The 20,096-nt window shown below is 72.9% G+C and carries 17 protein-coding genes; 6 read left to right on the forward strand and 11 right to left on the reverse strand.

Translation table 11 applies throughout. From position 1 onward, the window contains the following. Window positions 1-51: 51 nt before the first annotated feature. Window positions 52-1,200 (forward strand): cystathionine gamma-synthase, encoded by a 1,149-nt coding sequence (locus OHA34_RS29685; protein WP_285938078.1) that lies wholly within the window; start codon window positions 52-54, stop codon window positions 1,198-1,200. Window positions 1,201-1,325: 125 nt separating this feature from the next. After that, window positions 1,326-2,489 (forward strand): alpha/beta hydrolase, encoded by a 1,164-nt coding sequence (locus tag OHA34_RS29690; protein ID WP_329519560.1) that lies wholly within the window; start codon window positions 1,326-1,328, stop codon window positions 2,487-2,489. Between the two features lie 34 nt (window positions 2,490-2,523). Here the strand turns inward: OHA34_RS29690 and OHA34_RS29695 are convergent, their stop codons facing one another. From OHA34_RS29695 to OHA34_RS29705, 3 genes are all read right to left on the reverse strand, one after another. Further along, on the reverse strand, window positions 2,524-3,054 hold the full coding sequence (locus OHA34_RS29695; RefSeq protein WP_329519561.1) for a hypothetical protein: 531 nt from the start codon (window positions 3,052-3,054) through the stop codon (window positions 2,524-2,526). Window positions 3,055-3,092: 38 nt separating this feature from the next. After that, window positions 3,093-5,135, reverse strand: a complete 2,043-nt coding sequence (locus OHA34_RS29700) for a hypothetical protein (RefSeq protein WP_329519562.1) — start codon at window positions 5,133-5,135, stop codon at window positions 3,093-3,095. Between the two features lie 123 nt (window positions 5,136-5,258). Then, entirely contained in the window at window positions 5,259-6,680 is a 1,422-nt protein-coding gene (locus tag OHA34_RS29705) for a sigma 54-interacting transcriptional regulator (protein WP_329519563.1), read from the reverse strand. A 149-nt stretch (window positions 6,681-6,829) separates the two neighbouring features. On the opposite strand from OHA34_RS29705, the gene OHA34_RS29710 reads away from it, so the two are divergent. From OHA34_RS29710 to ilvA, 3 genes are all read left to right on the forward strand, one after another. After that, window positions 6,830-8,002: an FIST signal transduction protein gene (locus OHA34_RS29710; protein ID WP_285938073.1), complete on the forward strand. Its 1,173-nt coding sequence runs from the start codon at window positions 6,830-6,832 to the stop codon at window positions 8,000-8,002. Then, entirely contained in the window at window positions 7,999-8,979 is a 981-nt protein-coding gene (locus tag OHA34_RS29715; protein WP_285938072.1) for an ROK family protein, read from the forward strand. The genes OHA34_RS29710 and OHA34_RS29715 overlap by 4 nt, the downstream gene beginning before the upstream one ends. Before the next feature lie 115 nt (window positions 8,980-9,094). Next, window positions 9,095-10,318, forward strand: coding sequence for a threonine ammonia-lyase (gene ilvA / locus OHA34_RS29720; RefSeq protein ID WP_285938071.1), 1,224 nt, complete (start codon window positions 9,095-9,097; stop codon window positions 10,316-10,318). Between the two features lie 67 nt (window positions 10,319-10,385). Here ilvA and OHA34_RS29725 read toward each other — a convergent pair whose 3' ends face one another. From OHA34_RS29725 to hppD, 6 genes are all read right to left on the reverse strand, one after another. Then, window positions 10,386-11,810 (reverse strand): M1 family metallopeptidase, encoded by a 1,425-nt coding sequence (locus tag OHA34_RS29725; protein WP_329519564.1) that lies wholly within the window; start codon window positions 11,808-11,810, stop codon window positions 10,386-10,388. Window positions 11,811-11,960: 150 nt separating this feature from the next. Beyond that, a complete protein-coding gene (locus OHA34_RS29730) occupies window positions 11,961-13,448 on the reverse strand; it encodes a M1 family metallopeptidase (protein WP_329519565.1) in 1,488 nt (495 codons plus the stop codon). Window positions 13,449-13,537: 89 nt separating this feature from the next. Then, the gene (locus tag OHA34_RS29735) at window positions 13,538-15,175 is read right to left on the reverse strand and encodes a M1 family metallopeptidase (protein ID WP_329519566.1); all 1,638 of its coding nucleotides are present in this window, start codon (window positions 15,173-15,175) and stop codon (window positions 13,538-13,540) included. 62 nt (window positions 15,176-15,237) lie between these two features. Next, window positions 15,238-16,092, reverse strand: coding sequence for an RDD family protein (locus OHA34_RS29740; RefSeq protein WP_285938067.1), 855 nt, complete (start codon window positions 16,090-16,092; stop codon window positions 15,238-15,240). A 111-nt stretch (window positions 16,093-16,203) separates the two neighbouring features. Further along, on the reverse strand, window positions 16,204-16,983 hold the full coding sequence (locus OHA34_RS29745) for an RDD family protein (protein ID WP_329519567.1): 780 nt from the start codon (window positions 16,981-16,983) through the stop codon (window positions 16,204-16,206). 108 nt (window positions 16,984-17,091) lie between these two features. Beyond that, window positions 17,092-18,183: a 4-hydroxyphenylpyruvate dioxygenase gene (gene hppD / locus OHA34_RS29750; RefSeq protein WP_329519568.1), complete on the reverse strand. Its 1,092-nt coding sequence runs from the start codon at window positions 18,181-18,183 to the stop codon at window positions 17,092-17,094. Between the two features lie 123 nt (window positions 18,184-18,306). On the opposite strand from hppD, the gene OHA34_RS29755 reads away from it, so the two are divergent. Next, window positions 18,307-18,828, forward strand: coding sequence for an Lrp/AsnC family transcriptional regulator (locus OHA34_RS29755; RefSeq protein ID WP_285938064.1), 522 nt, complete (start codon window positions 18,307-18,309; stop codon window positions 18,826-18,828). Between the two features lie 106 nt (window positions 18,829-18,934). On the opposite strand, the gene greA is transcribed toward OHA34_RS29755, so the two are convergent. Both greA and OHA34_RS29765 read right to left on the reverse strand, forming a co-directional pair. Beyond that, complete coding sequence (greA, locus tag OHA34_RS29760; protein WP_285938063.1) at window positions 18,935-19,435, reverse strand: transcription elongation factor GreA; 501 nt, start codon at window positions 19,433-19,435, stop codon at window positions 18,935-18,937. Window positions 19,436-19,619: 184 nt separating this feature from the next. Then, window positions 19,620-20,006 carry a DUF4307 domain-containing protein gene (locus OHA34_RS29765; protein WP_329519569.1) on the reverse strand — a complete coding sequence of 129 codons (387 nt, stop codon included), beginning with the start codon at window positions 20,004-20,006 and terminating at the stop codon, window positions 19,620-19,622. Window positions 20,007-20,096 lie beyond the last annotated feature (90 nt).

The raw sequence follows: 20,096 nt of genomic DNA on the forward strand, positions 1-20,096 counted from the left end.
GGGGAGCGTCTCCTCCTCCAGGAGGGCGGACGGGTGGATAGCCTCGTTCCCATGGACAACGAGGTTCAACAGGGATTCGAGACCCTGGCGATCCACGCGGGACAGGAGCCCGACCCCGTCACGGGGGCGGTCGTCCCGCCGATCTACCAGGTATCCACATATAAGCAGGACGGCATCGGCGGCCTCCGCGGGGGCTACGAGTACTCCCGATCGGCCAATCCGACGCGTACCGCGCTGGAGGTATGCCTGGCCGAGGTCGAGGGGGGCGTGCGCGGGCTCGCGTTCGCGTCCGGGCTCGCGGCCGAGGACACGCTGCTGCGTACCGTCTGCCGTCCGGGCGACCACGTCGTCATCCCCGACGACGCCTACGGCGGCACCTACCGGCTGTTCGCCAAGGTGGCCGAGCCGTGGGGGGTGGTCTTCGACCCGGTGCGGCTGACCGACATCGAGGCCGTCCGCGCGGCGGTGACGCCCGCCACCCGGATGATCTGGGTGGAGACGCCGACCAACCCGCTGCTCGGCATCGCCGACATCGCGGGCCTGGCCGGCGTCGCCCACGACGCGGGCGCGCTGCTGGTCGTCGACAACACCTTCGCCTCGCCCTATCTCCAGCGCCCGCTGGCGCTCGGCGCCGACGTGGTGGTGCACTCGACCACCAAGTACATCGGCGGGCACTCCGACGTGGTCGGCGGCGCGCTGGTCGCGGCCGACGCCGGGCTGGGCGAGCGGCTGGCCTTCCACCAGAACGCGATGGGCGCCGTCGCCGGTCCGTTCGACGCCTGGCTGACCCTGCGCGGCATCAAGACGCTCGGTGTCCGGATGGACCGGCACTGCGCCAACGCCGAGCGGGTCGTGCAGCTCCTCACCCGGCACGAGGCCGTCCGCGAGGTGCTGTACCCGGGCCTGCCCGGCCACCCCGGCCATGAGGTCGCCGCCAAGCAGATGAGGGCCTTCGGGGGCATGGTGTCGTTCCGGATGGGCACCGAGGAGGCGGCCGTCCGGGTCTGCGAGCGCGCCAGGCTGTTCACCCTCGGCGAGTCGCTCGGCGGGGTCGAGTCGCTGATCGAGCACCCGGGGCGGATGACGCACGCGTCGGCCGCCGGGTCGCCGCTGGAGGTCCCGTCCGACCTGGTCCGCCTGTCGGTCGGCATCGAGGACATCGATGATCTTCTCGGAGACCTCGAACAGGCCCTGGCCTGAGGATTCGCCCGCGGCGGGCGGGACGGGCCCGGCCCGCCGCCGGGTAAACGCGGGACCTTGCCCGCACCAACCTTGATCAAACATCTATGATGTGCGCGCCAGGTTCCATGAAGAAAGGGCCCGGAGTGCGCAAAGTACTGGTTTGTGGTGCGGCGTTCGCCGCCACCTGTGTCTCCGCCGTGGCCCTGCCCACGGCCTCCCAGGCCACCACGCCCCAGCCGACGCCGAGCCTCTCCGGCTCGGCGCCCGTGACCCCGCCGCCGGTCCCCACCGAGGAGCCCGCCGAGCCGGGTCCCTCGACCGGCCCGCCCGGATCCGGGAGCCCCGGTCCCAGCGGCCCCGAGACGCCGTCCCCCTCCACGTCCGCCCCGCCTCCGGCGACCGGCTCGGCGACCGGCGGGGTCGTGTCGGGACGGGCCGTCATGGTGACGCCCCGGCCGCCCAAGCAGGCCAGCTACGCCTACGGCCCCGCCGCCCGCCAGCGCATCGACGCCTACTGGCGTCCGGCCGCGGCCAAGGCGAAGGGCGCCAAGACCACGGGCGCCGCCACGGCCGCGGGCAAGGCCAAGGCCGCCGTCAAGCCGGGTCCCGCCGTGCTGGTCCTGCACGGCGGCTACTGGCTCGAGGGCGACAAGGGCGGCTGGAAGTACTTCGCGCGCCGGCTGAGCGCGCAGGGCTTCACCGTCTTCGCCGCCAACTACCGGCTGGCGACCATGGCGCAGTGGCCCGCGCAGCGCAACGACGCCGAGGCGGCGCTGTCGTTCATCAAGAAGCACGCCGGGCACTGGAACATCGACCCCGACAACATCGTGGTGGTCGGCTCGTCGGCGGGCGGCCACCTGGCCACCCAGCTCGGCACGTACGGCACCGCCGGGCAGCGGGTCCGCGGCGTGGTCGCGCTGTCACCGGTCAACACCCCGTACCTGGCCTTCCAGGAGGGTCTGAAGACCAGCGCGACGGGCGGGCAGCGCAAGCTGCGCCGGGCCGTCACGCAGCTCATCAGGTGCACGCCCATCGAGGCCGACCCGACCTGCTGGAAGCGGGTGGACGACGCCAACTCGGCCTCGCACGCGTCCGCCGGCGACGCCCCGATGCTGCTCATGCACAGCACCGGCGACTTCGTCCCGGTCACCCAGAGCACCGGGCTGGCGGCGGCGCTGCGCGGCGCGGGCGTGCCCGCCACGGTGAAGACCGTGCCGGGCAAGATGCACGGGCCCGCGCTGATGAACGACGAGCACGTCTACCCCGAGATCCTGGCCTGGCTCAAGGCCCGGACGAAGCCGAGGTAGCGGACCGGCCGGCCCGGCGGGCGCGTCCGCCGGGTCAGCCGTTCCAGACCATCAGCACGAGGACGACCAGCCACAGCAGCGCGACGACGCCGGACATGGCCGCGATCCGGCCGCGTTCGACCTGCGCGATGTCGGCGCCCGGTGCGGCGGGCTTGGCCGCCTTGGCCTTCTCGGCCTTCTCGCCTTCTTCCGCGCCCTCGCCGCCCGTCTTCGTGCTGGACGCGGCGGGGGCGGCCTTGGCTGCGGCGGTCTCCAGCAGGTGCGCGGCCTTGCGCTGGTCCCGCTCCACGATCAGCAGCAGCACCAGCGCCACGATGAACAGCGTCATCGACGCCGACAGCCACGGCTTGGCGAAGTCGCCGCTCGCGAGGAACAGCCCGAACAGGAAGATGCCCAGCGTGCCGATCCCGTAGATCCGGGTGGTGCGGTTGAGGTACCGGACCACCACCAGGTTCTGGTTGCGGATGAAGCGCGGGGTGGCCATGGTCGCGGCGGTCAGCGGTCCCAAGGTGAAGATCGCGAAGCCGATGTGCAGGATCAGCAGGAGACGATCAGAACTCGACATGACGCCGACCCTAGTCCTCCGGTGCGGCGCCTGTACGGTTACCGGCGCCCGCGCCGCACCCGCAGATAGTCGCTGACCACGTACTCGCCGAGCCGGTCGGCGTCGGGCGCGAAGACCCGGCCGCCGTTGCGCCGCGCGACCTCCTCGACGAACGAGACCAGCCGCCGGTCCTCGGCGAGCATGAAGAAGTTCATCGTGGCCGAGCGCCGGGTCATCTTGTCGACCTCGGCCAGTGTCAGCACCAGCGTCTCGGTGGACGGCGGGTAGTCGAACAGCGACCGGCCGTCCGGCCGCAGGTGCGCGGTCGGCTCACCGTCGGTGACCACCAGCACGATCGGCTCGAAGTCGGGATGCCGGTCCAGGTGCCGGCCCGCGATCATCAGCGCGTGGTGCAGATTGGTGCCCTGCACCATGTCCCAGTCGAGCCCGGCCATCTCGGTCGGGTGCAGCGTCCGGGCGTAGTTGGAGAACCCGATGATCTGGATGGCGTCCTGCGGGAACTTGCTGGTCACCAGCGTGTGCAGGGCCAGCGTGGTCTGCTTGGCCGCCGCCCAGGTGCCGCGCAGCACCATCGAGTACGACAGGTCGACCAGCAGGCACACCGCGGCGCCGGTGCGGCGTTCGGTCTCGTGCACCTCGAAGTCGTCCACGCTCAGCCGGACCGCACCGGACCGCGGCGGGCCGGACGTACCGGACCCGGGCGCGCCGGACCCGGGCGTGCCGACCGCGGCCGGCGCGCCGGGCTCCATCACGCTGCGGCGGATCGCGTTGCCGACCGTCCGGACCACGTCGAGGGGCTGCTCGTCGCCGAACCGCCATGCGCGGCTCGACCCGGTGAGCTCGCCGGCCTGCCCGGCGTCGCGCTGGTCGTGGTCGCCCTGCCGGCCCGCGGTGAGCCGGGAGAACACCCGGCGCAGCGCCGTCTCGCCGAGCCGCCGCACCGCCTTGGGGGTCAGCTCCAGCGTGCCGCGGCGGCGCTGGAGGTAGCCCTGCCGTTCCAGCTCGGCCTCGATGCGGCGCAGCGCGCCGAGGTCGTCGACGGCCTGCCGGCCGAGCGCCCGCCGCACGGCCTCCTCGTCGACGTCGTCGAGCCGGGCCCCCGGGTAGTCCTGCCCAAGCGCCGACTCCAGCTCGGCCAGGTCGGCGAGCTCGGCCAGCGCGGTGGTGGCGTCGCCCACCCCGAGCGGGGCGTCGCCGGTCATCTGCTCGGGCGTGCCCCAGCCGAGGTCGGGACGGCGGGCGCGCAGCGATTCGCCGAGCCGGGACATCTCCAGGGCCAGGCCCGCGTCCTGCATGACCTGGTCCATCAGCCCGGCCAGCTCGGCGCGCTGCTCGGGGCTCAGTGAGGCCAGCAGCCGGTCCGTCGCGGCGGCCCGGCGGGCCAGCGAGTCGACCAGCTCCTCCAGGTCGCGCGGCCGGTCCGGGTCGTCCTCGGCGCCGAACATGTCGCCGTACTCGGCCATGAACCGCTCGAAGTCCTCCTGGGTGTGCTCACCGCGCGCGTCCCGGTCGAGCATCCGGTTGAGCGCGGCCATCATGTCCTTGACCCGCTCCATGGACCGCGGGTCCTGGCCTTGCAGCGCCTGCTTCATGCCCTGGAACTGCGCGTCGAGGACCTCGCTGCGCAGCAGGTCCCTGAGCCGGTCGAACGTCTCGCGGGCCGCGGGGGACCGCCACTGGTAGTCCGACAGCCGCCGGATCGCCTGCGAGGTGTCCTCGGGCAGCGTGTCGAGCTCGGCCTCACGCAGCCGCGCGTCGTCGCCCGGGTCGGGGAACAGCTCGGCCCGCTCCTGCCCGATCGCGGTGTCGAGCAGCGCCCGCGCCTGCTCCAGCGTGCCGTCCAGCCGGCCGCGGTCGCGCAGCGCGCGGCGCCGCTCGCGGACCTGGCGGAGCAGGTCGTCGAGCCCGCGCCGGCCGCCCTCGCCGGGCAGCCCGCGGCGCAGCAGGTCGCGCAGCGCCTCGTCGGGACGGGTGCCCTCCAGCACCGCGTCGCCCATGGCGTCCAGGGCGTCCCGGACGTCGTAGGGCGGGGACAGCGGGTCGGGCCCGTCGCGGTACGCCCCGTACCGGTAACGACTCATGTCGGCCTCCCCATCTCGGGACGCGCCACCGCGGGGTCCGGGACGGATCCGCGGCGTCCTTCGTGCCGTTCGTTCAGGTTCGGTGCGGCTGAGTGCTCGGCGCTGAGCGCTCAGTGCCCGGCTCTACGTGCGGTAGGTGGCGGTGCCGTCGCCCTGCCCGGCCGGGCCGTCCTTGGACAGCCGCCGGGTGAGGAACAGTCCCTCGAGGGCGAACTCCAGCGCCGCGGCGGCCTGGCCGGGCGACTCACCGCTCAGCTCCAGCCGTTCCATGATCTTGGCGAGGCCGGGGATCGGGCCGACCCGGCGCAGCAGCTCGCCGGCGGGCACCAGCTCGCCGGACTCGACGCTCTCGCCCGCGTCGAACTTGTCGAGCAGCCCGGACAGGTCGGCCGGGCCCAGCGTCCGCCGGTAGGTCTCGGCGACCGCGCGGCGCAGCAGGTGCTCGAGGACCTCCTGCTCGCGGCCCTCCTCGCTGACCTCGAACTCGACCTTGCCCATCAGCGACGGCACCACCGCGGGCAGGTCGCACACCCGCGCCACCGCGCGCTCCTCGCCGGTGAGCGCGGCGCGGCGCACCGCCCCGGCGGCGACGGTCTCGGCGCCCGCGAGCGCGAACCGCGCCGACACCCCGGACCGGGTGTCGACCGCGGTCGACTCGCGGACCAGCCGGGTGAACCGGCCGATGATCTCGATCAGGTGGGCGGGCACCTCGGCGGGCGGCCCGGACAGGTCGGCGAACTCGGCCTCCTGCCGGATCAGCGCCAGCTCGGCGTCCAGCTCCAGCGGGTAGTGGGTGCGGATCTCGGCGCCGAACCGGTCCTTGAGCGGGGTGATGATGCGGCCCCGGTTGGTGTAGTCCTCGGGGTTGGCGCTGGCGACCAGCAGCACGTCGAGCGGCAGCCGCAGCGCGTAGCCGCGGACCTGGACGTCGCGCTCCTCCAGCACGTTGAGCAGCGCCACCTGGATGCGCTCGGCCAGGTCGGGCAGCTCGTTGATGGAGAAGATGCCGCGGTTGGTGCGCGGCACCAGCCCGAAGTGCACCGTCTCGGGGTCGCCGAGGGTGCGGCCCTCGGCCACCTTGACCGGGTCGACGTCGCCGATCAGGTCGCCGACGCTGGTGTCGGGGGTGGCGAGCTTCTCGCCGTACCGCTCGTCGCGGTGCTTCCACGCCACCGGCAGGTCGTCGCCGGCCTCGGCGGCCAGCCGCCGGCAGCGCACGCACACCGGCGCGTACGGATGGTCGTTGATCTCGCAACCGGCCACCACCGGGGTCCACTCGTCCAGCAGCCCGGCCAGGGTGCGGATCAGCCGCGTCTTGCCCTGCCCGCGCTCGCCCAGCAGCACCAGGTCGTGCCCGGCGATCAGGGCCCGCTCCAGATGCGGCGCGACGGTGTCGTCGAACCCGACGATGCCCGGGAAGCGCGGTTCCCCCGATCTCAGCCGTTCGAGCAGGTGGTGGCGGATCTCGGCCTTCACCGTCCGCTGGACGTGGCCGCTGGTGCGCAGCTCGCCCAGTGTGGTCTCGCGAGGTGTGGTTGAACGCACGCGATCGACATTACGTCGCCGATCCCCCGAATCGCACCCTGGAAGCGCGATTCCTCAGCCCGTCCCGCCGCGTTTGGGTCCCGGCGCCGGAGCGGGGGAGACTAGGAAGGAGGGGTCCACTGGGGAACCGTACGAGGGAGGCGACGCCGATGGCGCGATTCGGTGACGGCCTGGCCCTCGGGCCTGATCTGTCCAGCGCGGCCGAGTCCGCGGTCGAGCAGGCACTCGCGCCGCTGAGCGCGCCGGCCGACCTGGTCTGCGTGTTCGTGTCGGGCGAGGATCCCGAGCTGGCCGAGGCCGCGGCGCGGCGCGCCACCGAGGTGGTGGGCGGCACGGCCGTGGTGCTCGGCTGCACGGTGTCCGGCGTGATCGGCGCGGGCCGGGGGGTGGAGGAGACCGGCGCGGTCAGCGCGTGGGCGGCGGTGCTGCCCGGCGCGCGGCTGGAGCCGTTCAGGCTGGAGACGCTCAAGGCCGAGGACCGGCTGATCGTGGTCGGGATGCCCGAAGGGCGCGACGACGACGTGGTGGGGGTGCTGCTGGCCGATCCGTTCTCGTTCCCGGTGGACGCGTTCGTCGAGCGGTCCGGCGAGGCGCTTCCCGGCCTGCCGCTGGTCGGCGGGCTGGCCGAGGGCGCCGCCAGCGGCATGGCGCGGCTGTTCGTCGGCGGCGAGATGTACGACGACGGCGCGGTCGGGGTGGTGCTCGGCGGCTCGGTCACCGCCGCCACGCTGGTCAGCCAGGGGGCCCGTCCGATCGGGCCCGACATGGTGGTGACCAGGGCCGAGGAGAACGTCGTGTACGAGCTGGCGGGCACGCCGGCGCTGGAGAAGCTCGAAGAGGTCGTGCTCGAACTGCCCGAGGACGAGCAGGAGCTCGCCGGGCGCGGCCTGCTGATCGGCCTGGCCATGGACGAGTACGCCGACGAGCACGAGCACGGCGACTTCCTGGTCCGCGGGGTGGTCGGCGCCGACACCGACACCGGGGCCATCGCGATCGGCGACGTGGTCGAGGTGGGCCGCACGGTGCGGTTCCAGGTCCGCGACGCGGGAGTCGCCGACGACGACCTGGCCGAGTTGCTCGAGCGGTTCGACCTGGCGCCCGTCGAGGGCGTCCTGGTGTTCACCTGCAACGGGCGGGGGCAGGCGATGTTCGCCGACTCCGACCATGACGCGCGGGTGCTCGACCGCGCGTTTGGCCCGGCGGGCGTGGGCGGGTGCTTCGCCGCGGGTGAGATCGGGCCGGTGGCCGGCCGCAACCACGTGCACGGATTCACCGCCTCCATCCTGGCCTTCGGCCGCGCCGCACAGGGAGACCCGACATGAGCGACCCCGCCCCCCGAGCGCCCCGGGCCTCCGGGGCCCCCGTCCTGGCCGTCGACATCGGCGGCACCAAGATGGCCGCCGCCGTCGTGGAGCCCGGTGGGCGCATCGCCGAGTACGACCGCATCGCCACGCCCGCCGACCCGGCGCTCGACGCCGAGGGCCTCTGGCGGACGCTGGAGGCGCTGCTCGACAAGGTCGGCGCCGCCGCGGGACGGCCGCGGTTCGCGGGCGTCGGGGTGGGCTGCGGCGGCCCGATGACCTGGCCCGCCGGAGAGGTGTCGCCGCTCAACATCCCGGCCTGGCGCGGCTTCCCGCTGCGCGAGCGGCTGCGCGAGCGGCATCCCGGGCTGCCCGTGCGGGTCCACAACGACGCCGTCTGCGTCGCGGTGGGCGAGCACTGGCTCGGCGCCGGGCAGGGCATGGAGAACGTGCTCGGCATGGTGGTGTCCACCGGCGTCGGAGGCGGCCTGATCCTGGACGGGGTGCTGATCGACGGGGCCAGGGGCAACGCCGGGCACATCGGCCATGTGATCGTCGACCCGGAGGGGCCGCCGTGCAAGTGCGGCGGGCGCGGCTGCCTGGAGGCCGTCGCGCGCGGCCCCGGCCTGGTCGCCTGGGCGCAGGAGGAGGGCTGGCGGACGGGCCGCGACGACGTCACCGGTGTCGATCTCGCCGCCGACGCCCGCCGCGGCCACCCGGTCGCGGTCGCGGCCCTGCGGCGGGCCGGACGCGCTCTCGGCATCGCGATCGCGTCCGCCACGCACCTGTGCGACCTTCAAGTGGTGGCGATCGGCGGCGGCCTGTCGCAGGCGGGCGCGCTGCTGTTCGACCCGCTGGAGGAGGCGCTGCGCACCTACGCCAGGATGGAGTACGCCCGTCAGGTGATGGTGGTGCCCACCGCGCTCGGGCAGACGTCCGGGCTGATCGGCGCGGCGGCGCTCATCTTCGAGAGCGACCGCTACTGGGGCGCCGGCTGACGGCCCCCATCGGCCCCGGCGCCCGTCCGGGGGCCGCCCCGCGAAGCGGCGGACTCGTCGGCGGACGCGGGGGCGGACGCGGGGAGTGCGAGGCGGGCCGTGGGAAGATCAGGCCATGACCCTCGTCACCCTCGATGACATCCGCGCCGCCCGGGAGCTGCTGCGCGGGGTGGCCGCGCCCACCCCGCTGATCCACTCGCGCGCGCTGTCGGAGGTGATCGGCGGTCCGGTCTTCCTCAAGTGCGAGCACCTCCAGCGCACCGGCTCGTTCAAGATCCGCGGCGCGTACGTGCGGATCGCCCGGCTGAGCGACGCCGAGCGCGCCCGGGGCGTCGTCGCCGCCAGCGCCGGCAACCACGCCCAGGGCGTCGCGCTCGCCGCGTCCATGCTCGGCTGCAAGGCGACGGTGTTCATGCCCGAGGGCGCGCCGCTGCCCAAGGTGGCCGCCACCCGCGGCTACGGCGCCGACGTGGTCTTCCCCGGCCCGACCGTGGACGACTGCCTGGTCGCCGCGCAGGAGTACGCCGACGAGCGCGGCGCGATCCTGATCCACCCGTTCGACCATCCCGACGTGGTCGCGGGCCAGGGCACCATCGGGCTGGAGATCCTGGAGCAGTGCCCCGGCGTCCGCACGGTGGTCGGGGCGGTCGGCGGCGGCGGGCTGATGTCCGGGATCGCGGTGGCGCTCAAGGGCGAGGACGGGAAGGGCGACGGGGCCGACATCAAGGTCGTCGGCGCGCAGGCCAAGCGGGCCGCCGCGTTCCCCGCGTCGCTGGCGGCCGGCCGTCCCACCCGGGTCGAGGTGCAGCCCACGATGGCCGACGGCATCTCGGTGGGACGTCCCGGAGACCTCACCTACAACCTGGTCGCCGAGCTGGTCGACGCGGTCGTCACCGTCACCGAGGAGTCCATCTCGCAGGCGCTGCTGCTCTGCCTCGAACGCGCCAAGCAGGTGGTGGAACCGGCGGGCGCGGCCGGGGTCGCCGCGCTGCTGGAGCACTCCTACGCGGTCCGCACCCCGGTGGTCGTGGTGCTGTCGGGCGGCAACATCGACCCGCTGCTGCTGTCGAAGGTGCTGCGGCACGGTCTGGCGGGCACCGGCCGCTACCTCGTGGTGCGCTGCCGCCTCAAGGACCGGCCGGGCGCCCTGGTGACGCTGCTCGGCGAGCTCGCCGGCCTCGGCGTGAACGTGCTGGACGTCATGCACGAGCGCGTCGCCGCGCGCCTGCCGGTGGAGGAGGCCGAGGTCCTGATGCACCTGGAGACCCGCGGCGGCGACCACAGCCAGGAGGCCATCGGCCGCCTCCGCGACAAGGGCTACACCCTCACCCTGAGCTGAGCCGCCCCCGCGTGGGCCCCACCGTGCCGGGGTCGCCGTGCGGGGCCACGCGGGGGCGGAGGGCGGCTCAGAGGGTCGGCTTGCCCGAGGTGTAGAGCCACTTCTCGAACAGCCCGCCGAGCCGCTTGCCGGAGACCTGCTCGGAGAAGCGGATGAAGTCGGCCGTGGACGCGTTGCCGTGGCGGTACCGCGCCGGCCACTCCCGCACCAGCCGGAAGAACGCCTTGTCGCCGATGGCCTTGCGCAGCGCGTGCAGGGTCATCGCGCCCCGGTCGTACACCGTGGCGTCGAAGATCCCGTCGCGGCCCGGGTCGGCCGTCTTGGGCTTCCACAGGTCGTCGCCGGCGGGCGTCGCGTACTTCTCGTCGAAGCTGTCCTGCACCGGCTTGCCGTCGTACTTCTCGAAGTAGAGCCATTCGGCGTACGTCGCGAAGCCCTCGTTCAGCCAGATGTCGGCCCAGCGCTCCGGCGAGACGCTGTCGCCGAACCACTGGTGCGCCAGCTCGTGCGCGAGCAGGTCGCCGGACGGGATGGTGCCGGGATGCCGCGAGAGGTCGTGCACGGGACGGCCCTGGGTCTCCAGCGCGTACCCCACGCCCGCCTTGACCACGATGCCGCCGGTCGAGGAGAACGGGTACCGGCCGAACCTGGACGCCAGGAAGTCCTGGACGTCCGCCGTCTGCCGGTGGAACGCCCCGGCCTTCTCGGGGGAGATCGCCATCGCCCGGTCGGTCGCGGTGATGTTGGGGAACCCGCTGCCGGTCCGTCCGCTGACCACGTCGTACCGCCCGATCGCGATCATGCTCAGCTCGCTGGCCATCGGCTGCCGGACCGCCCAGCGGGTGGTGGCCGAGCCGCCCTTGGACCAGTGGCCCACCAAGTCGCCGCCCGCGAGTGTGGTGAGGCCCTTCGGCGCGGTCAGCGTGAAGGTGTAGGTGGCCTTGTCGGACGGGTGGTCGTTCACCGGGTACACGGTGGCGGCCCCGAACGGCTGGTTGAGCATCACCGCGCCGTCGGGCGTCGCGATCCAGCCCGAGACGCCCAGCGCCGGATCGTCGATCTTCTGGGGCACGCCCGCGTAGTCGACGGTCACGGTGAACCGGGTGTTCCTGCGCAGCCCCTGCGGCGGCGTGATCACCAGTTCCTGCGCGCCGGTGCGCCGGTAGGCGGCCTTGCGGCCGTCCACCCGGAGCGCGGAGATCTTCAGCGGGCCGCGGAAGTCCAGGTCGAACCGGGACAGGTTCTGGGTGGCCCGCGCGGTGATCTTCGCGGTGGCCCGGACGCCCTTGGTCGCCGGGTCGTAGGCGAGCCCGATGTCGTAGTGGGCCACGTCGTAGCCGCCGTTGCCCATGTCGGGGAAGTAGGGGTCGCCCGCGCCCGCCGCCCCCGGGGTGAAGCGGACCGCCGCGCCGACCGGCGCCGCCGCCGTCATCAGCAGCCCCGCGGTGACGCCCAGCGTCACCGCGGCGAGCGTTCTCGGAGATCTGCCCATGTGCCCCGCCTCTGATCCGTTGTCGCGTACCGATCAAGAATTCATGGTGATCATCCCGGTGGCAAGCGCGATCCGGTCTCGAAACGGCCGGTAGCGGCCGGTCACGGCTGGTCACGGCCGGGTGGGGACGGGCCCGCGCCGCCAGGACGATCACGGTGTCCTGGGCTTGCCCTTGGTGTAGAGCCAAGTCGTGAACAGCGGACCGAGCCGCTCGCCCGACACCTTCTCGGCGAACGCGATGAACTGCGGCGTCGTCGCGGACCCGTCCTTGCGCGCGGGCGCCCAGGTCCGGAGGATCTCGAAGAACGCCCGGTCGCCGATCTTCTCGCGCAGTGCCTGGAGGCACATCGCGCCCCGCACGTACACCGAGAACCCGAACAGGTCGCGGCGCTTCGGCCGTCCCGGCGGCGGCGTGTACACCGGCGACGCGGCCGGGTGCCGGGCGTACCGCCGGAAGATGTCCTTCGCGGGGTCGGGCTTGCGCGTCCCGCCCCGGCCCTGCTCGTGCCACAGCCACTCGGCGTAGGTCGCGAAGCCCTCGTTCAGCCAGATGTCCCGCCAGTCGTGCAGGCTGACGCTGTCGCCGAACCACTGGTGCGCGATCTCGTGCACGATGATGTTGTCGTCGGGGACGAACCCGCCGTACACCGGCCGCTCCTGCGTCTCCAGCGCGTAGTCGAGCTTGGGATCGTCGACGATGCCGCCCGCGGTCGCGAACGGGTAGGGCCCGAACATCTTCGTCCCCCACCTCACGGCCTTGACCGTGTTGGCGTGCAGGGACGCCGCGGCGCGCTTGAACCGCGGGTCGACCGCGGTGATCACCGGGACGTTCCCGGCCCGGCTGCGCCGCACCTGGAACCTCCCGATCGCCACCGTGGCCAGGTAGCTGGCCATCGGCGACGTCTCCGCCCACTCGTAGGTGGTCCTGGCGCCGCGCCGGACGGTGCGGACGGGCCGCCCGTTGGCCAGCGCGCGCAGGTTCTTGGGGACGGTGAGGTGGAACGCGTAGGTGGCCTTGTCGCGGGGGTGGTCGTTCACCGGCAGCCAGGTCGGCGCGCCGTCCGGCTCGGCCACCACGACCGCGCCGTCCTTGGTCGGCACCCAGCCGTAGGTGCCGAGCGATTCGTTGCGCACCGGGCCCGGCCTGCCCGCGTAGCGGACGGTGGTGCTGAACGACCTGCCCTTGGGCAGCGCCGCCGCCGGGGTGATGATCAGCTCCTGGCCCTTGCGCCGGTACGCGGCGGGGCGCCCGCCGACCCGGACCGCCTTGATCTTCGGGCCGCGGAAGTCCAGGTCGAACCGGGACAGGGCCCGGGTCGCCCTCGCGTTGATGGTCACCGTGGCGTCCACCTTGCCGGTCTTGCGGCCGGCGTAGGTGAGCGCGACGTCGTAGTGCGCCACGTCGTACCCGCCGTTCCCCGCGCGGGGGTAGTAGGCGTCGCCGATCCCCGCCGAGCCGGGACGGGCCGGCGGTGCGGAGGCGGCCGGACGGGGGGCAGGGATCGGTAGTAGGGGAGAGACCGGTCGTGGGGGACCGGCCGGTCGGGGAGAGTCGGCCGCGGCCGAGACGCCGTTGGCCGATGCCAGGAGGGCCGCGGCCGTCGCCACGGCGGTCACGCGTCGATAGGGCCCGTTCATCAGAGCAACGCTGATGAACGGGCCGCCGGACGTCGCGCCGACTGGCCGCGCCTTGGCGAGCCCTTTGCCCGGCCTTGGCCGTGTCCAGGTCAGAGCTTGGGCCGGCCGCGCTCGTACAGCCATGCCTTGAAGAACGCGTCGAGCTTCTGCCCCGACACCCGTTCGGCCACGGCGATGAACTGCTGGGTGGTGCCGGTGGAGTGCCTGCGCTCCTTGGTCCAGGTCTTGAGGATGGTCCCGAGCTCGGCCTCGCCGACCTTCTTGCGGAGCGCGACCAGCGTCATGCCGCCCCGGTCGTACACCGGGCGCCCGAACATCTGCTCGCGGCCGGGCTCGCCGGTGGGGGCGTCCCAGAGCTCGCGGTTGCCCTTGTCGCGGTACAGCTCGTCGAAGTGCTGCTGCACCGTCTGGCCGCCGGACTTCTCGTCCCACATCCACTCGGCGTAGGTGGCGAACCCCTCGTTCAGCCAGATGTCCTGCCAGCGCTTCAGGCTGACGCTGTCGCCGAACCACTGGTGCGCCAGCTCGTGCGCGACGATCGTCTCGTCGAGGCCGAACGACCCGTACACCGGCCGCGTCTGCGTCTCCAGCGCGAAGCCGACCGAGGCGTCGTCGATGATCCCGCCGGTGGACGAGAACGGGTACGGGCCGAACCGCCGCACCCACTCGTCGGTGATCTCGGCGTTCTTGGCGTGGAAGGCGTCCAGGCTGACGCCCTGGAGCGTCGGGTCCACCGCCGTGATGATCGGGATGCCGTCGCGGGTGTGGCCCGTCCGCACCCCGAACCGGCCGACGTCGACCGTGGCGAGGTAGGTGGCCATCGGCTGCTTGACCCGCCACGTGGTGGTCGTCGTCGCCCCCGCGCCCGCCCCCTGCCGCATCGCAGCCGGGACGACCGGCGGGTCCTCCCCGCCGCCGCCAGGGCCGCCAGGGCCGCCGGGGGGCACCCCGGGCAGGTCGCCCGGAGGCTGCTCGGGGCTCTGCCCGGGAGGCTGGCCGGGGAGGCCGCCGGGCGTCCCGCCGTCGGAGTCCTTCAGCGGCGTGGTCGGCTCGCCGTTGGCGATCGCCGTCAGCCCGCTCGGGACGGTGACCTCGAAGTCGAAGGTGGCCTTGTCGCTCGGGTGGTCGTTGCTCGGGAACCAGGTGTGCGCGCCGCTCGGCTGGCACGCCACGAAGACGCCGTCCGAGGTGCGGATCCAGCCGTACTTGCCGAGCACCGGATCGTTCACCGCCTTGGGCGTCCCCGAATAGCGCACGACGACGGTGAACTCGGCGCCCTTGCCCACCGGCTTCGGCGCGGTCACCTCCAGCTCGGAGCCCTCGTGCCGGGCCCGCGCCGCCGCCCCGTCCACCGTCACCGCCGAGACGTCCAGGCCCTTCAGGTCCAGGTTGAACCGGCTGAGCCGCTCGGTGGCGGTCGCGGTGATCTCCGCGGTGGCGTCCAGTTCCTTGGCGGCGCGCGGTGTGATCGCCAGCTTCAGCTTGTAGTGCCGGACGTCGTAGCCGCCGTTGCCGTCACCGGGGACGTAGGGGTCGCCGACGCTGGCGGGCCCGGCTGGACCGGCGGGCGCAGTCGAGCCGGGCGACCCCGAGCCCGGGTTCCGCACCGAGATCTCGCAGGCCGTCAGCGAACCCGCCAGGGCGACGGCGGTCAGTCCCGCCGCCCCCCGGAACGCGGTACGCGAGGCTGAGCGGGCTGGGCGGGTCGAGTTTCCGGCCTTATGCACGCCGCCCAGCCTGCCCGTGCTGGGGCAGGCTGGGCAACTCGGAAGGTAGGGGCCGAAAGTGGTCAGCGCCCGTCATAAGGGTTGGGGACCTCGGGTCCGGCCTTGACGACCACGGTGTGCGCGACCTTGTCGTGCAGCGCCTGCTTGCGCCGGTCCCAGAGGATCCAGGCGACGTCGATCAGCCCGATGCAGCCGCAGATGCCGCCGAGGACGGTGTAGAACGCGGCACGCGCGACCGCCTGCCCGCCGCTGATCGCCCCGGCGTCCTCCTCCCGGACGACCCGGATCCTGAGCAGCATCTTCCCGAGCGTCTGCCCCCACTTGGCGGTCATCAGCCAGTAGTAGAGGAAGCCGATGACGATGCCGATCAGGTTGGAGGTGTACTGGCCCTGGTTGAAGTAGTACGTGTCGCCCTCGTGCGGGTTGAAGACCCGGCCCCAGTCGACGAACGGCAGCGACAGGAGCCCGCACACGATGCCGATGATGATGCCGTCCACGATGGCGGCCCCCAGACGCGCCCACCGGCTGGCCAGCCCCGCGGCGGGGTCGACGTAGTCGCCCGCGCCCCCGCTGTACCCGGGCAGCCCCCCATAGGGCTGCTGCCCGTGACCGCCGTACGGGCCGGGGTGCGGTGGAGGCTGCTGCCCCTGCCCGCCGTGGGGCTGGTGCCCTTGCCCGCCGTAGGGCGGCTGCTCCTGGCCGTAGGGCGGTTGGCTCTGCCCGCCGTACGGGGGCTGCTGCTGTCCGCCGTAGGGCGGCTGCTGCCCTTCCTGGCCGCCGCCGTGCGGCGGCTGGGCGTGCGGCGGGGGCGGGCCGCCGGGCTGCCCCGCCGGAGGCCGCTCGGGACCGCCGGGATCGTGCCAGGGCTGCTCTTCCGGCTGTTCCCCGGGCGCGGGGTCGTTCGGCGGTTGCGTCATGCCGTCAAAGTCGGCTCCGGGACGCCCCCGCAAACGCCGTCCCGCCCGGGTCGGGCGAGTATTTGCCCCCGGCATGCCGAGAATTTCCGCGCGGGACGGCGGCCGGGACGGTCAGCGCCGGGCGTACGGGTTGGGGGCCCACGGCCCCGTCTTCACCACGACCGTCTTGCCCACCTTGTCGTGCAGGGCCTGCTTCCGGTCGTCCCACAGGATCCACGCGTCGTCGGCCAAGCTGATCAGGCTCATCAGCAGGCCCGCCGCGCCGACGAGGTTGAGGACGGCGGTCAGCGCCGCCAGCACGGACACCAGCCCCTGGCGCGCGGCGATCTGCCCCCAGCTCGCGGCGAGGTGGTCATCGGCCCTGACCACCCGGATCCCCGCCGCCCGCTTGCCGAGCGTCTGGCCCCAGCGCGCGTGCTGGACGGTGTAGTAGGCGAACCCCAGGATGAAGGTGAACGCGTACCCGGCCATCAGCCGCGGGATGTCGTAGGTGTCCTCGATGGTGGGGGTCCGGCCCTGCTGGGACAGCTCGGTCATCCGGTCCCAGCGGAACGCCTGGAAGAGGAACGGCGCGGACACGATCCCGAGGATGATCGCGTCCAGGAGCGCGGCGCCCAGCCGGGCCCAGCGCCCCGCCAGCAGGGCGCGCGGGTCGACGTGGCCGGGCGGGCCGTAGTGGTGGCTCGGGTACGGCGGTCCGGGCAGGCCGGGATGCGGGATGCCGGGATGCGGGGCGCCGGGCTGCCCGGGGACGGGAGGCGCGGGCCGTCCAGGGGCGGACGGTCCGGCGCCGAACGTCCCCTGGTACGGGGGCGGACCGTCGCCGGCGGGTGCGTTCGGGGAGGTCCAGTCGGGGGACGAGGGGCCGGGATCCTGCGGTGGCTGGGTCATGCCGCCCCATTGTGCTCACTCGAGGACGCCGCGCGCACTACCCGGCCCCGTCCGCCCCTGGCCGCGGGATGGCGCGACCAGGGGCGGACGGGACGGCCGATCGGCGGGTCAGAGGTTGCCTCGACGCTCCTGCTCGGCCTCGATCGCCTCGAACAGCGCCTTGAAGTTGCCCTTGCCGAAACCGAGCGAGCCGTGCCGCTCGATCAGCTCGAAGAACACCGTGGGACGGTCCTGGACCGGCTTGGTGAAGATCTGGAGCAGGTAGCCGTCCTCGTCCCGGTCGACCAGGATGCGGCGCTTCTTCAGCTCCTCGATCGGGGCGCGCACCACGCCGATCCGCTCGCGCAGCTCGGGGTCCTCGTAGTAGGAGTCGGGGCTGTCCAGGAACTCCACGCCGGCCGCGCGCATCTGGTCCACCGACGCCAGGATGTCGTTGGTGGCGAGCGCGATGTGCTGCACGCCGGGACCGCCGTAGAACTCCAGGTACTCGTCGATCTGCGACTTGCGCTTGCCCTCGGCGGGCTCGTTCAGCGGGAACTTCACCTTGCGGGTGCCGTCCGCGACGACCTTGGACATCAGCGCCGAGTACTCGGTGGCGATGTCGGCGCCGATGAACTCGGCCATGTCGGTGAAGCCCATCACCCGGTGGTAGTAGTCGGCCCACTCGTCCATGCGCTCCACGTTGCCGACGCAGTGGTCGATCGCCTGGAAGTAGCGCTTGGCCGGCGGTTCCACCAGCGGGTCCGCCGCCTCGAACCCCGGCAGGTACGGGCCGGAGTAGTTGGCGCGGTCGACCAGGGTGTGCCGGGTCTCCCCGTACGTCGCGATCGAGGCGACCACGACCTTGCCGTGGTCGTCCTCCAGGACGTGCGGCTCCTCCAGGCCCGTGGCGCCCTGGGCGACGGCCCGCTTGTAGGCCGCCTCCGCGTCCGGGACCTCGATGGCCAGGTCGACCACGCCGTCGCCGTGCTCGGCGATGTGCCGGCCGAGCTCGGTGCCGGCCTTCACCGGTCCGCGGAACACGAACCGGGCGCTCCCGGACTCCAGCACGTGCACCGCCTCGTCGGGACTGCCGTTCTCGGGGCCGCGGTAGGCCACCCGGCGCATGCCGAAGGCGGTCGAGTAGTAGTGCGCAGCCTGCTTGGCGTTGCCGACCGCGAAGACGACGGCGTCCATGCCCTTGACCGGGAAATCATCCATGGCCACTAATCTCGACAATCGACGACAGAGTGCGCAAGAGTGGTTCAGATCACTGTGCAGCCTGTACGGACATTCCGGGAGTCCACCGGACGTCCTGTACATCATGACCATGAAGGGGACCGGGTGGCGATCGACGAGCTGGACGGCAGGCTGATCGAGCTGTTCTCGGCCGAGCCGCGGATCGGCGTGCTGGAGGCGTCCCGGCGGCTCGGGGTGGCGCGCGGCACCGTCCAGGCCCGGCTCGACCGGCTCGCCCGGCACGGGGTGATCCGGGGCTTCGGCCCGCAGATCGAGCCCGCCGCGCTCGGCTACGGCGTGACGGCGTTCGTGACGCTGCAACTGCGCCAGTCCCGCGGGCACGACCCGGTCGCCGAAAGGCTCGCCGCGGTGCCCGAGGTGATCGAGGCGCACACCATCACCGGCGGCGGCGACATGCTCTGCCGCGTGGTGGCGCGCAGCAACCGCGACCTCCAGCGGGTCATCGACGTGATCGTGGACGTCCAGGGGGTGGAGCGGGCCTCGTCGGTGATCTCGCTGGCCAACCAGATCTCGTTCCGCACCCTCCCGCTGGTCCGCTCGGCCGCCCGCACCCGCGAGGACACCCGCATCCGGGGCCGGGCCCGGCCCCGTGACGGAGACTCGTGACGGGGACTCGTGACGGGGGACCGGTGACAGCGAAACGGCCCGCCATCCCGTCGCCTGGAGCGCAGGTTCGGGACGGCGGGCCGGAGATTCGCCCGGCCGGCGGGGTTCAGCCGCCCACGTAGGGGGTCGCGTCGAGGATCTCGACGGTCATGCCGCGCCCGTTGGGCAGCGAGTAGGTGGCCTTCACGCCGACCTTCTTGCCGTTGATCGCCGCACCCAGGGGGGACTTGGGGGAGTAGACGTCAATGGGGGCTCCGCTCTCCTCGCGGGAGGCGAGCAGGAACGTGACCTCCTCGTCGTCGCCCTCGAAGGCGACCGTGACGGTCATGCCGGGGCCGACGACGCCCTCGGTCCGCGGAGCCTCGCCGACGCGCGCGTTCTCCAGGATGCTCTGGAGTTGGAGGATGCGCCCCTCGATCTTGCCCTGCTCCTCCTTGGCGGCGTGGTAGCCGCCGTTCTCCTTCAGGTCACCCTCCTCCCGCGCCGCCTCGATCTTCTGAGCGATCTCGATGCGGCCGGGCCCCGACAGGTGGTCCAGCTCAGCCTTGAGCCGGTCGTACGCCTCCTGGGTCAGCCAGGTGACGTTGTCAGCGCGGGTCTCGGTCACGGGTACTCCTCATCCACATGTTGCGATCCTCGCTCACCCAGGGGAGGGAGAGCGCCACATCGACATGAAGTGCGGCCGGGTGAAACCTCAAGCCTATCCGGTGTGTGCGGTAAAGGTTCCCTGAAGCGGGCGCCCGCAACCCGCCAAACGCGTTTCGGCTTCACCAGGCGTTTCTCGCCCGCTGTCACACCTTGTGACAGTCCCTCACCCGGGCTCCGGTGGCCCGCTTGGCGGTCGTCAGGTTCTCGGTCCGGGTGAGGTTGGACGACCCGCGCGGCACCGTGATCTCGTGCTCAGTGAGCACCGCCAGCGCGGTGTCGTAGGCGTCGACCGTGCACCGCACCTCGTCGTCCTTCGGCTTGGCCACCGAGTACTTGAGCTGGACCGACGAGTCGCTCAGCACCTCGTAGGTGATCGTCTGGGAGGCGATGCCGGGCGTCTGCCCGACGTGGCCCATCACGAAGGCCCAGCCGCAGGCGAGGATGGCCGCGAGCACGCCGATGAGGATGTAGCCGAGCCGGCCTCCGCGGCGCTTCTCCGATACCGGCTGTGCTGACACGCTCGTGGCCATGGCGGGGAATCTCCGTGCGGTGTGCGGACGTTGTCAGGGACAATTCTCTTCTGTCGAGGCGCGTGCTCCGAACCGGGGTCCGCTCATCAC

Source organism: Spirillospora sp. NBC_01491 (assembly GCF_036227065.1).
In the GTDB taxonomy this organism is placed as follows: domain Bacteria; phylum Actinomycetota; class Actinomycetes; order Streptosporangiales; family Streptosporangiaceae; genus Spirillospora; species Spirillospora xylanilytica.